The sequence below is a fragment of the Klebsiella sp. w6 genome (assembly GCF_033100215.1).
In the GTDB taxonomy this organism is placed as follows: Bacteria; Pseudomonadota; Gammaproteobacteria; order Enterobacterales; family Enterobacteriaceae; genus Klebsiella; species Klebsiella variicola.
On sequence record NZ_CP136907.1, the window covers coordinates 5275537 to 5287916 of the forward strand.

10 protein-coding genes, 1 tRNA gene and 1 rRNA gene are annotated in these 12380 nt (G+C 57.3%); 3 read left to right on the plus strand and 9 right to left on the minus strand.

Annotated elements, in window-relative coordinates; translation table 11 throughout:
• Positions 1 to 162: 162 nt before the first annotated feature.
• Both R0140_RS25660 and R0140_RS25665 read right to left on the minus strand, forming a co-directional pair.
• Positions 163 to 238, minus strand: a tRNA-Glu gene (locus tag R0140_RS25660).
• An 85-nt stretch (positions 239 to 323) separates the two neighbouring features.
• Positions 324 to 1863: ribosomal RNA gene (locus tag R0140_RS25665) — 16S ribosomal RNA — on the minus strand.
• Positions 1864 to 2490: 627 nt separating this feature from the next.
• Between R0140_RS25665 and purH the strand changes: the two genes are divergently transcribed.
• Both purH and purD read left to right on the plus strand, forming a co-directional pair.
• A complete protein-coding gene (gene purH / locus R0140_RS25670; protein ID WP_022064764.1) occupies positions 2491 to 4080 on the plus strand; it encodes a bifunctional phosphoribosylaminoimidazolecarboxamide formyltransferase/IMP cyclohydrolase in 1590 nt (529 codons plus the stop codon).
• 15 nt (positions 4081 to 4095) lie between these two features.
• Positions 4096 to 5391 (plus strand): phosphoribosylamine--glycine ligase, encoded by a 1296-nt coding sequence (purD, locus tag R0140_RS25675; RefSeq protein ID WP_023341011.1) that lies wholly within the window; start codon positions 4096 to 4098, stop codon positions 5389 to 5391.
• Here purD and zraR read toward each other — a convergent pair.
• Both zraR and zraS read right to left on the minus strand, forming a co-directional pair.
• Positions 5381 to 6712, minus strand: a complete 1332-nt coding sequence (gene zraR / locus R0140_RS25680) for a sigma-54-dependent response regulator transcription factor ZraR (RefSeq protein ID WP_032741701.1) — start codon at positions 6710 to 6712, stop codon at positions 5381 to 5383. The genes purD and zraR overlap by 11 nt on opposite strands.
• Positions 6699 to 8093, minus strand: coding sequence for a two-component system sensor histidine kinase ZraS (zraS, locus tag R0140_RS25685; RefSeq protein ID WP_008807988.1), 1395 nt, complete (start codon positions 8091 to 8093; stop codon positions 6699 to 6701). The genes zraR and zraS overlap by 14 nt, the downstream gene beginning before the upstream one ends.
• A 259-nt stretch (positions 8094 to 8352) precedes the next feature.
• On the opposite strand from zraS, the gene zraP reads away from it, so the two are divergent.
• Entirely contained in the window at positions 8353 to 8790 is a 438-nt protein-coding gene (zraP, locus tag R0140_RS25690; RefSeq protein ID WP_012543206.1) for a zinc resistance sensor/chaperone ZraP, read from the plus strand.
• Between the two features lie 3 nt (positions 8791 to 8793).
• Here the strand turns inward: zraP and R0140_RS25695 are convergent, their stop codons facing one another.
• From R0140_RS25695 to hemE, 5 genes are all read right to left on the minus strand, one after another.
• Complete coding sequence (locus R0140_RS25695; RefSeq protein WP_012969176.1) at positions 8794 to 9489, minus strand: DUF1481 domain-containing protein; 696 nt, start codon at positions 9487 to 9489, stop codon at positions 8794 to 8796.
• Positions 9490 to 9501: 12 nt separating this feature from the next.
• Positions 9502 to 9774 (minus strand): nucleoid-associated protein HU-alpha, encoded by a 273-nt coding sequence (gene hupA, locus R0140_RS25700; protein WP_002884342.1) that lies wholly within the window; start codon positions 9772 to 9774, stop codon positions 9502 to 9504.
• A gap of 186 nt (positions 9775 to 9960) precedes the next feature.
• The gene (locus tag R0140_RS25705) at positions 9961 to 10551 is read right to left on the minus strand and encodes a YjaG family protein (protein WP_012543208.1); all 591 of its coding nucleotides are present in this window, start codon (positions 10549 to 10551) and stop codon (positions 9961 to 9963) included.
• A gap of 42 nt (positions 10552 to 10593) precedes the next feature.
• Positions 10594 to 11265: a deoxyribonuclease V gene (nfi, locus tag R0140_RS25710; protein WP_012969177.1), complete on the minus strand. Its 672-nt coding sequence runs from the start codon at positions 11263 to 11265 to the stop codon at positions 10594 to 10596.
• 12 nt (positions 11266 to 11277) lie between these two features.
• On the minus strand, positions 11278 to 12342 hold the full coding sequence (gene hemE, locus R0140_RS25715) for a uroporphyrinogen decarboxylase (RefSeq protein ID WP_008807993.1): 1065 nt from the start codon (positions 12340 to 12342) through the stop codon (positions 11278 to 11280).
• Positions 12343 to 12380: the final 38 nt, after the last annotated feature.

The following is a 12380-nucleotide window of genomic DNA, read 5'->3' on the forward strand; positions in this document are numbered from 1 at the left end:
CCATCGTGTCGCGAAAATTTGAGAGACTCGAACACACTTAAACAGTGTGTCGTTTCAATTTTCAGCTTGATCCAGATTTTTAAAGAGCAAATATCTCAAACATCACCCGGAGATGAGTTTTGAGATACATCGGCACGCGTCTTTCACTCACGAACCAGCAAGTGGCGTCCCCTAGGGGATTCGAACCCCTGTTACCGCCGTGAAAGGGCGGTGTCCTGGGCCTCTAGACGAAGGGGACACTGAAGTCTCAATCGCAAGACGCCTTGCTTCTTTACTTTCATCAGACAATCTGTGTGAGCACTACAAAGGCAGGTTCTTTAAGGTAAGGAGGTGATCCAACCGCAGGTTCCCCTACGGTTACCTTGTTACGACTTCACCCCAGTCATGAATCACAAAGTGGTAAGCGCCCTCCCGAAGGTTAAGCTACCTACTTCTTTTGCAACCCACTCCCATGGTGTGACGGGCGGTGTGTACAAGGCCCGGGAACGTATTCACCGTAGCATTCTGATCTACGATTACTAGCGATTCCGACTTCATGGAGTCGAGTTGCAGACTCCAATCCGGACTACGACATACTTTATGAGGTCCGCTTGCTCTCGCGAGGTCGCTTCTCTTTGTATATGCCATTGTAGCACGTGTGTAGCCCTGGTCGTAAGGGCCATGATGACTTGACGTCATCCCCACCTTCCTCCAGTTTATCACTGGCAGTCTCCTTTGAGTTCCCGGCCTAACCGCTGGCAACAAAGGATAAGGGTTGCGCTCGTTGCGGGACTTAACCCAACATTTCACAACACGAGCTGACGACAGCCATGCAGCACCTGTCTCACAGTTCCCGAAGGCACCAATCCATCTCTGGAAAGTTCTGTGGATGTCAAGACCAGGTAAGGTTCTTCGCGTTGCATCGAATTAAACCACATGCTCCACCGCTTGTGCGGGCCCCCGTCAATTCATTTGAGTTTTAACCTTGCGGCCGTACTCCCCAGGCGGTCGATTTAACGCGTTAGCTCCGGAAGCCACGCCTCAAGGGCACAACCTCCAAATCGACATCGTTTACAGCGTGGACTACCAGGGTATCTAATCCTGTTTGCTCCCCACGCTTTCGCACCTGAGCGTCAGTCTTTGTCCAGGGGGCCGCCTTCGCCACCGGTATTCCTCCAGATCTCTACGCATTTCACCGCTACACCTGGAATTCTACCCCCCTCTACAAGACTCTAGCCTGCCAGTTTCGAATGCAGTTCCCAGGTTGAGCCCGGGGATTTCACATCCGACTTGACAGACCGCCTGCGTGCGCTTTACGCCCAGTAATTCCGATTAACGCTTGCACCCTCCGTATTACCGCGGCTGCTGGCACGGAGTTAGCCGGTGCTTCTTCTGCGGGTAACGTCAATCGATGAGGTTATTAACCTCACCGCCTTCCTCCCCGCTGAAAGTGCTTTACAACCCGAAGGCCTTCTTCACACACGCGGCATGGCTGCATCAGGCTTGCGCCCATTGTGCAATATTCCCCACTGCTGCCTCCCGTAGGAGTCTGGACCGTGTCTCAGTTCCAGTGTGGCTGGTCATCCTCTCAGACCAGCTAGGGATCGTCGCCTAGGTGAGCCGTTACCCCACCTACTAGCTAATCCCATCTGGGCACATCTGATGGCATGAGGCCCGAAGGTCCCCCACTTTGGTCTTGCGACGTTATGCGGTATTAGCTACCGTTTCCAGTAGTTATCCCCCTCCATCAGGCAGTTTCCCAGACATTACTCACCCGTCCGCCGCTCGTCACCCGAGAGCAAGCTCTCTGTGCTACCGCTCGACTTGCATGTGTTAGGCCTGCCGCCAGCGTTCAATCTGAGCCATGATCAAACTCTTCAATTTAAGTTTGATGCTCGTGAATTAAACTTCGTAATGAATTACGTATGTTCACTCAGAGACTTGGTATTCATTTTTCGTCCGAGGACGTTAAGAATCCATGTCACTTTGAGTGCCCACACAGATTGTCTGATAAATTGTTAAAGAGCAGTTGCGACGCGCTTTAGCGCTCTGTCGCGAGGTGGCGTATATTACGCTTTCCTCTTTCAGAGTCAACCCTGAATTTCAGGATTTTTCTCTTCAACCGAACTGGCTGTTTGTGTGAAGTGATTCACATCCGCCGTGTCGATGGAGGCGCATTATAGGGAGTTTTCGAGCGCCTGCAATAGAAAAATGGCAGAAAAATGACTGACTGCTGCATTCCCCAGCAAAACCCCGCTTTATACCCTTTTACACACAGAATTATCCACAGAAGCGCGATGAAAGGGCGACAAAAGCCCGGTGGGTCAGCTTCTATATAAAGAAGAAACGGTGCCTGAAAGAGAAAGATAAAAATTCGCGAGCGTTGCGCAAACGTTTTCGTTACAATGCCGCGCTATGACACGGATGCCCGGTTGGGTGCGTTAGGTGAGTTTTTAGGCAAAAACTCACCTAACGCTCTCTGTAATGTTCAAATCCTGGGGATTTAATACCATGCAACAACGTCGTCCAGTCCGCCGCGCTCTGCTCAGTGTTTCTGACAAGGCCGGTATCGTCGAATTCGCGCAGGCGCTTTCCGCTCGTGGTGTCGAGCTGCTGTCCACCGGCGGCACCGCCCGCTTGCTGGCAGATAAAGGCCTGCCGGTTACCGAAGTCTCTGACTACACCGGTTTCCCGGAAATGATGGATGGACGCGTGAAGACCCTGCATCCGAAAGTACACGGCGGCATCCTCGGTCGTCGCGGTCAGGATGACGGTATCATGCAGCAGCACGGTATTGCGCCTATCGATATGGTGGTCGTTAACCTTTACCCGTTTGCCCAGACCGTCGCTCGTGAAGGCTGCTCGCTGGAAGACGCGGTGGAAAACATTGATATCGGCGGCCCAACCATGGTGCGCTCCGCAGCGAAGAACCATAAAGACGTTGCTATCGTAGTGAAGAGCAGCGACTACGACGCCATCATTAATGAGATGGACGCCAACGAAGGCTCCCTGACGCTGAACACCCGCTTCGACCTCGCCATTAAAGCCTTCGAACACACCGCAGCTTACGACAGCATGATCGCTAACTACTTCGGCAGCATGGTTCCGGCCTATCACGGCGAAAGCAAAGAAGCCGCTGGCCGCTTCCCACGCACCCTGAATCTGAACTTCATTAAGAAGCAGGATATGCGCTACGGCGAAAACAGCCACCAGCAGGCTGCCTTCTATATAGAAGAGAATGTCAAAGAAGCTTCCGTGGCGACCGCCACTCAGCTGCAGGGCAAAGCGCTCTCCTATAACAACATTGCCGATACCGATGCGGCGCTGGAGTGCGTGAAAGAGTTCAATGAGCCAGCCTGCGTGATCGTTAAGCACGCTAACCCATGCGGCGTTGCCGTCAGCGACTCGATTCTCGACGCCTACGATCGCGCCTATAAAACTGACCCAACCTCCGCGTTCGGCGGCATCATCGCCTTTAACCGCGAGCTGGATGCAGAAACCGCGCAGGCGATCATCTCTCGCCAGTTCGTCGAAGTGATCATCGCGCCGTCCGCCAGCGAAGAAGCGCTGAAGATCACCGCCGCGAAACAGAACGTCCGCGTACTGGTCTGTGGCCAGTGGGATACTCGCGTTGCCGGCCTCGATTTCAAACGTGTCAATGGCGGCCTGCTGGTTCAGGACCGCGATCTCGGCATGGTCACTGCGGGCGAACTGCGCGTGGTCAGCAAACGTCAGCCGAGCGAGCAGGAACTGCGCGATGCGCTGTTCTGCTGGAAAGTGGCGAAATTCGTTAAATCCAACGCCATCGTCTATGCCAAAGACAACATGACCATCGGCATAGGCGCCGGTCAGATGAGCCGCGTCTACTCAGCGAAAATTGCCGGGATTAAAGCCGGTGACGAAGGTCTGGAAGTGAAAGGCTCCGCCATGGCCTCTGACGCCTTCTTCCCGTTCCGCGACGGCATTGATGCCGCAGCCGCAGTAGGCATCACCTGTGTGATCCAGCCGGGCGGCTCTATCCGCGACGAAGAAGTGATTGCCGCCGCGGACGAACATGGTATCGCCATGATCTTCACCGACATGCGCCACTTCCGCCATTAATTCACGGAGCAGCAGATGAAAGTATTAGTAATCGGCAACGGCGGGCGCGAACACGCGCTGGCCTGGAAAGCGGCCCAGTCACCGCTGGTTGATACCGTCTATGTCGCGCCGGGCAACGCGGGTACCGCCCTGGAGCCGGCGCTGCAAAACGTCGCCATCGGCGTCACCGATATTCCGGCGCTGCTTCGCTTTGCGCAGGATGAGAACATCGATCTGACCATCGTTGGCCCGGAAGCGCCGCTGGTCATTGGCGTGGTTGACGCGTTTCGTGCCGCAGGGCTGACCATCTTTGGGCCAACCGAAGGCGCCGCGCAGCTGGAAGGCTCAAAAGCCTTCACCAAAGATTTCCTCGCCCGTCATCATATCCCGACGGCGGAATACCAGAATTTCACCGAGGTCGAGCCTGCGCTGGCTTATCTGCGGGAGAAAGGCGCGCCGATCGTCATCAAAGCCGACGGTCTGGCGGCAGGTAAAGGCGTTATCGTGGCGATGACCCTTGAGGAAGCCGAAGCGGCGGTCAAAGATATGCTGGCCGGCAACGCCTTTGGCGATGCTGGCCACCGTATCGTGATTGAAGAGTTCCTCGATGGCGAAGAGGCCAGCTTTATTGTGATGGTCGACGGCGAGCACGTCCTGCCGATGGCCACCAGCCAGGATCACAAACGCGTCGGCAACGGCGATACCGGCCCGAACACCGGTGGGATGGGCGCTTATTCTCCGGCGCCGGTCGTGACTGATGAAGTCCATCAGCGCACCATGGAGCGGATTATCTGGCCAACCGTGAAAGGCATGGCCGCTGAAGGCAATACCTATACTGGTTTTCTGTATGCCGGTCTGATGATCGACAAACAGGGTAACCCGAAGGTAATTGAGTTCAACTGCCGCTTTGGCGATCCGGAAACCCAGCCGATCATGCTGCGCATGAAGTCCGACCTGGTAGATCTGTGCCTCGCCGCCTGCGCGGGCAAACTGGACGAGAAAACCTCCGAGTGGGATGACCGCGCGTCGCTGGGTGTGGTGGTTGCCGCCGGCGGCTATCCGGGCAATTACAACACGGGTGATGAGATCTTCGGCCTGCCGCAGCAGGAAGCGGCAGATGGTAAAGTCTTCCATGCCGGCACCAAACTGGCAGACGACCAGCGCGTCGTCACCAACGGCGGGCGCGTGCTGTGCGTGACCGCGCTGGGTGAAACCGTGGCGCAGGCGCAGCAGCGCGCCTATCAACTGCTGACCGATATTCACTGGGACGGCAGCTTTAGCCGTAACGATATCGGCTGGCGCGCCATCGAACGTGAAAAAGCTAACGGCTAAGTTTTGCCAGCAGCGTTTTCCGCGTAATGCCTAACTGACGGGCGGCTTCAGTTTTGTTGCCGCCCGTTTTTTCCAGCGCCGAAAGAATGACTTCTTTTTCAACTTCCACTAACGGCTGAATCAGCGCGTTCTCGCTACCACCCGACGGCAACGGCGTGCCCGCTATCGCCAGCGGCAGTTCTCGTTCGGAGATATAGTTTCCGGTCAGCAGCACCACCGCCCGCTCCACCGTGTTTTCCAGTTCACGGATATTACCCGGCCAGGGGTAGTGGATCAGCAGATCCATCGCCTGCGGCGTAAACCCCTGCACCGTTTTGCGATTGCGTTCGGCATAGCGCTTAAGAAAGTGTTGCGCCAGTAGAGGAATGTCTTCCCGGCGCTGACGCAGCGGCGGCATATCAATGGTCACGACGTTCAGGCGATAATAGAGATCCTGGCGAAAGCGCCCGGCGCTCACCTCCTCCGCCAGATTACGATGGGTAGCGGCAATCAGCCGCACATCAACGGCAAGCGTCTGGTTACTGCCAACGCGCTGCACCTCGCGTTCCTGAATCGCCCGCAGCAGACGCACCTGCATCAGCGGTGAGATATCACCAATTTCATCAAGGAACAGCGTGCCGCCATCCGCCTCGACAAAACGCCCTTCCCGCCGCCGTTCCGCCCCGGTAAACGCCCCTTTTTCATGACCGAACAGCTCGGACTCCAGCAGCGACTCATTCAGCGCCGCGCAGTTTAGCGTCACCAGCGGCTTCTCGCGGCGCTCGCTGCAGGCGTGGATGGCGCGCGCCACCAGTTCTTTACCCGTTCCCGATTCGCCGCAGATCAGCACCGTCGCATCTGAGGGCGCCACCAACATAATATTGTTGATAAGCGCCCGCATCGCCGGGCTATCACCAATCATGCCCCACCGTGAATCCGTCGCAACGCTGGGATCGCTCTCGCTCTGTTGCGTGTGCGCCAGCGCCTGAACCAGCGTCTGCTGCAGGGTGTCAAAATCCAGCGGTTTGACCAGGTAATCCAGCGCCCCGGACTTAATGGCCTCTACCGCCGTGCCGACGCTGGAAAACGCCGTCATGATCAGCACCGGTATCGCCGGGTTATAGGCCTTAATCTCTTTTAGCGTCGCGATACCGTCCATCTCCGCCATACGGATATCGCACAGCACCAGGTCGAAGACCTGCTGATGGATCTGCTCCAGCGCCTGCAGGCCGTTGTGAGCTAACGCCACCTGATAGCCCCAGCCGCGCAGCAGCGCCTGCAGAATTGTGCAGTGGCTGACGTCATCATCGACAACCAGAATCTGTACTTTATCGCTGCTCATCTTCCCTCCGTTGAGCCTCCACCGGTAGCCAAAGCGTAAATATCGCTCCGGCCCCCGGCTGGCTTTCGGCGCGGATTGTCCCGCCATGTTGTTCGATAATATTCTGTACCACCGCCAGCCCCAGCCCCGTGCCGTCCGCCTTGGTGGTGAAATACGGTGTGAAGATGGCCTGCAGCTCTTCATCGCTCATCCCCTTACCGCTATCCGTGACGACGATTTTCACCCGCTGACGATCGGCTTCGCTTGCCGATACGTGAATGACGCCATCACGGCCAATCGCCTGCATCGCGTTCAGGTACAGGTTCAACAGCACCTGGTTCAGGCGGTCAGCATCGGCGTTGATCGTGGTTAACTCAGGGCGCGGAGTAAATTGCAGTGCGATCCCGCGACTCTGCGCATCCTGGCTTACCAGCTGCAATGAGTGCCGGATAAGCGCGTTGATATCCACCGGCTGGTAATTTAAATGCGCGGGCCGGACCAGCTCCAGCAGCTCGCTGACCACCCGGTTCAGGCGGTCGGCTTCTTTCGCCATCACCTGGGCTAATTGCTGCGCTTCGCCGCCTGGGGGAGTGCGTTCGGCAAAATACTTCGCCAGCCCTTTAATCGAAGAGAGCGGATTGCGGATCTCATGCGCGACACCCGCCGCCAGATGGCCAAGCGCCACCAGCTTTTCTTTGCGGGCCATCGCCTCCAGCAGCTGCTGGCGTGAGCGACGATAGCGGCGGAACCAGAACTGAGCGAGGATCGTCGCCGCGATGACCAGCGCCGCGGCGCCCAGCATGATCATCATGTTACGCTGGCCGCGGGCCTGCGCCGCATCCAGCTCGCGGCTATCAAAGGCGATAAAAATCACCTGCGGGACAGTGGGCTGAGCCAGCGCGCTGTTGCCGCGATTCATCATCCCCATATGATGGCCGCGAGCAGGATTGAGCGGGCGGAACTGGCGATAGATCTCCAGCGCCGGCTGCGGTTCGCTAAGCCGGCGCCAGCGGGCCTGTTCGCTCACGTGGAGTTCGCGCATCTGCGCCGGACTGTACAGCGCGTTATCCACCTGTTGCGGATCGCTATGGGCGATGATTTTACCGTTTTCATCGGTCACCGCGAACCACAGCACTCCAGGCTGCCAGGCCATCTCTTCCAGCAGGGCCTGCAGCTGCGCATGATGCATACGCATCCCCATCCCGACGCGCGTGCCAGACTCCAGCGCGCGGATCAGCACGCTCCCCTTCTCCTCAATGGTTTGTCGGGCGGCGGTCGTCTCACGACCGTAGTCGCGGACGATCATTACGGAGAACAGCATGACCAACAGCACCATTGCGCCGGTCAGCAGCCAGCTCAGGGCGTCCGCAGCGGCGTGCCGGGAGAAAGGTTTGATCTTCATCGGTGAGTCCTTGTCATCTCTTTTTCGCTTTCTGCAGGATCCTTCAGCAGAAATCATGCCATTTTCCCACGCCGTCAATCCTGTTCTCAAACATATCGCCTGCGGTTTAGCGAGTAAAAATGACCCGCCTGACCCGCCAGGAACGGGTCATTTTTACCCACCTTCCCCATCGGCTCCTCCGGCAGGCCCGTACGGGCGGGCTTTTTCAGGCTGGCATGGAAGATGCAATAACGAGAGAAACCACACAGGAGATAATGCCATGAAACGGAACCGTAACTTACCTCTCACCCTCGTCACCCTTGCCGCACTGACCTTTGGCAGCAACGCGGCCTGGGCCAACCATCACTGGGGCGATAACAACAGAATGGGCGCGCAGGGTTACAGCCAGCTGACCCAGGAGCAGCAGGCTACCGCGCAAAAGCTGCATAACGATTACGCTGCGCAAACCAGCGCCCTGCGCCAGCAGCTGCAGTCCAAACGCTATGAGTACAATGCGCTGCTCACGACGCAAAAGCCGGACAGTGGAAAGATTGAAGCTGTCGCTCAGGAGATGGAAGGCTTACGCCAGAAGCTGGATCAGCAGCGGGTGAAGTTTGATGTCGCCCTGGCTGAGGCGGGCGTTCCCCGTGGCGCAGGAATGGGATACAACGGCTGCCGCGGTAACGGCGGTGGTCATAGGGGCATGAACCACTGGTAATCGTTAGAAGCTTTTTTCTGTCGGCTGCCAGGTGCAAAAGTTTTCATTGGCGACCAGCAATAGTTGAGAGCCTTCAGACGCCTCAAGCCAGGCGATGCTCACCGCGGCGGAGGAATGACTCTGGCGACGTTCAATATGCGCCAGGGCCCGGCTATCGAGGTCAGGCTTAACCGTCTGACCTTCACAGGTCAACACGGTATGCGCGGCAGCGTTCCAGCGCCCCTGACGCAGGACGACGCGTCCCTGGCGGAGAGCATCGCTGGTCTGGCGGATCTGCTCGGCGCGATAACGATACAGTGCGACCTGGTCGCTGGAGAGCTGTTGCTTCTGCCCGTCGACTTCCCGCTGCATAAAGCTGAGATCGCCCTGCGCGTCGAAGCGGGCGCGAATATGTTCCGGCGGCTTACCGTAGACATTGAGTTCGATAAACGTCAATTGATCGCCCTGCCAGCGATATTCACTGGTCGAGGTATCCCCGTGACGCCACGGGCTGAAAGCGGCGAGAAGATGGACTTCATCACCTGAATCTTTACGCCAGATACGCATCGCCCCCTGATTATCCGCATAACCGCTGGCGGTAAACGGTGGAAGCGAGGCGTCGTGGCTGCAGGCAGTCAGCAACAGGATGCCCGCCAGCGCCAGAGGCCGGCGCCAGACAGACAAAAGGGGCTTAATAGCCCCTTCGATAAAACTGTTCACTGCCACGCGGTCTTACTTAACTGCGTCTTTCAGTGCTTTGCCAGAAACAAATGCCGGCACGTTAGCTGCAGCGATTTTGATCTCTTTACCGGTCTGCGGGTTGCGGCCAGTACGCTCAGCGCGGTGGTTCACTTTGAAGGTACCGAAACCAACCAGTTGAACAGCATCACCTTCTTTCAGAGACTCAGTAATTGCAGCCAGGGTAGATTCCAGGGCAGCTTTAGCCTGTGCTTTGGACAGGTCAGCTTTGTCCGCAATTACATCAATCAGTTGAGTCTTGTTCATAAGTTATCCTTACAATGTGTTTATCGCTTGCTAAGCATCGAGTGCGACGGAAATGCCAAAAAAGCACCCTCCTGCATACACGCACCGATAGCCACTTTTTTTCGCCCTCCAAATGTAGACCAGACGGGGGGCGGAATGGAAGCCTTCAGACGCTACAATTCAGGCGGTAAATCACGTTTTCTGGTCTCACTGCTGAAAATTTATACCAATATTGCTCTCACCGGCCTCACGCAGGTCCGCTCGCAGACCTTTTATCAGCTCAAGGTCACGCTCTTCACAGTCGGCCAGCAGGCGGAAAATTTCCCACTGAATATCCCATTCCTGCTCTACCGCCGGGTTCGCTTTCAGCTCTTCATCGGTCATTTCGCGACCGGCCTGGGTCATTTCCAGCATCGCCACGCTGGTGATGGATGTCTTGCTCACCTCAATCGCGTGCTCAAGTGTTTCACCGCTCAGACGCGAATGGATCAGTTCGCTCAACGCCACGCAGGCGTCTATAGCCGGGTAAACACCGTACAGGTCGAAATCATCTGCCGCCGGGATGGCCTCTTCCAGCTTCTCCAGCTGACTGTCGAAATTCACCTTCGCATCTTTAACCGTCAGCGTTTCCCAGATCAGGTCCAGGATACGACGGTACAGCTGGCCGTCGCCGAACTCGGTTTGCTTGCAGAACATGGCGTAGTTAGGGTACATACGCTCGCACAGGCAGGCCATAAAAGTGACATGCTGCCAGCTTTCCAGCTTCTCCAGGCGCAGGTGAATCGGGTTTTGTAACATGATGAATTCTCGAAGTCAGAAATTAGGCGCAGTGTACCTGAATCAGCCGTGATTTGCTTGCCAACGCACAAACGACGGACGACGGGACGCCACCGCATCGGCCCAGCGCGTCGGCTCGGGGAGACGATAGCCTCGCATGCAGCGCTCAACCCACATTAAGGCGCTGTCCATGCCCACCCGGTGACCGGAGCTAATAAACAGCGGGTTGCAGCGCACTTTGCTGCGCCAGACCCAGGCCAGTTGCTCATTTTTATCCATCAGCGGGGCCAGTGCGCCGGGCTCATCACCCAGTTCGCCGATTTTTCCGCACAGCCGTTTTTTCGCCACCCCGATGGTCGGCACGTCAATCATCAGACCAAAATGGCTGGCGACGCCGAGCCGCCGGGGATGGGAGATACCGTGGCCGTCGACGAAGAGCAGGTCCGGTTTTTGCGAAAGCTGCTCCCACGCCGCCAGCAGCGCAGGTGTTTCGCGAAATGAGAGAAAGCCGGGAATATAGGGCATGGTGGTGGCGACGCGCGCCACCTGATACTCCACCAGCTCAAGCTCAGGCCAGGTCAGCAGCACCATCGCAGCCCGGGTCACTTCCCCTTCCTGCTCAAACCCGACATCCGCGCCGCCGATCAACGCCGGCGGGTCGCGATCCAGTCGATCCGCTCGCTCGACCGACGCGGCTAACTGTTGTTGTTGGGTACGTAGCGCGGCTAAATCCATACGGCTTATCTCCTATTGATGATAGGGTGTGGAAAGACGATGCACCGCCTCAACAAAGACGCCCGCATGCTGCGGGTCGACATCCTGATGGATGCCGTGACCAAGGTTAAAGACATGGCCTTCGCCCTGGCCGAAGCCGGCGAGAATAGTCGCCACTTCCTCTTCAATACGCGGGGCGGGAGCATACAGCATCGACGGGTCCATATTGCCCTGGAGCGCCACTTTGTGACCTACACGACGGCGAGCATCAGCGATATCGGTGGTCCAGTCGAGCCCCAGCGCGTCACAGCCGGTCTCCGCCATCGCTTCCAGCCACTGGCCACCGCCTTTGGTGAACAGGGTCACCGGCACGCGGCGGCCTTCGTTCTCCCGCAGCAGGCCATCGACAATTTTATGCATGTAGTAGAGCGAGAACTGCTGATAGTCGCGACCGGTCAGCACCCCGCCCCAGGTGTCGAAAATCATCACCGACTGCGCGCCGGCTTTGATCTGCGCGTTGAGGTACAAGGTGACGCTTTTCGCCAGCTTCTCCAGCAGCGCATGCAGCGCCTGCGGTTCGGCGTACATCATCTTTTTGATCACGGTGAACGCTTTGCTGCTGCCGCCTTCCACCATGTAGGTCGCCAGCGTCCAGGGGCTACCGGAGAAGCCGATCAGCGGCACTTCGCCTTTCAGTTCGCGGCGAATGGTACGCACGGCGTTCATGACATAGCCCAGTTCCTGCTCCGGATCCGGGATTGGCAGCTTGTCGACGTCGGCTTTGCTTTTTATCGGCGAGGTGAAGCGCGGACCTTCGCCAGCTTCAAAGTACAGCCCCAGACCCATGGCGTCCGGGATCGTCAGGATGTCCGAAAAGAGGATCGCCGCATCCAGCGGGTAACGGCGCAGCGGCTGGAGCGTCACTTCGCAGGCCAGCTCGGCATTTTTACACAGCGACATAAAGTCGCCCGCTTGCGCACGGGTGGCTTTGTACTCCGGTAAATAGCGGCCCGCCTGGCGCATCATCCACACCGGGGTGACATCAACCGGCTGACGCAGCAGCGCGCGCAGGTAACGATCGTTTTTCAGTTCGGTCATTTTTACATTCCTTTAGCGTTGATGCGCCCAGTGTAACA

Coding starts and splice junctions, on each gene's coding strand:
- zraP (WP_012543206.1), top strand. CDS start 8,353: ATGAAACGGAACCGTAACTTACCTCTCACCCTCGTCACCCTTGCCGCA.
- zraR (WP_032741701.1), bottom strand. CDS start 6,712: ATGAGCAGCGATAAAGTACAGATTCTGGTTGTCGATGATGACGTCAGC.
- hemE (WP_008807993.1), bottom strand. CDS start 12,342: ATGACCGAACTGAAAAACGATCGTTACCTGCGCGCGCTGCTGCGTCAG.
- hupA (WP_002884342.1), bottom strand. CDS start 9,774: ATGAACAAGACTCAACTGATTGATGTAATTGCGGACAAAGCTGACCTG.
- purD (WP_023341011.1), top strand. CDS start 4,096: ATGAAAGTATTAGTAATCGGCAACGGCGGGCGCGAACACGCGCTGGCC.
- zraS (WP_008807988.1), bottom strand. CDS start 8,093: ATGAAGATCAAACCTTTCTCCCGGCACGCCGCTGCGGACGCCCTGAGC.
- nfi (WP_012969177.1), bottom strand. CDS start 11,265: ATGGATTTAGCCGCGCTACGTACCCAACAACAACAGTTAGCCGCGTCG.
- purH (WP_022064764.1), top strand. CDS start 2,491: ATGCAACAACGTCGTCCAGTCCGCCGCGCTCTGCTCAGTGTTTCTGAC.
- R0140_RS25705 (WP_012543208.1), bottom strand. CDS start 10,551: ATGTTACAAAACCCGATTCACCTGCGCCTGGAGAAGCTGGAAAGCTGG.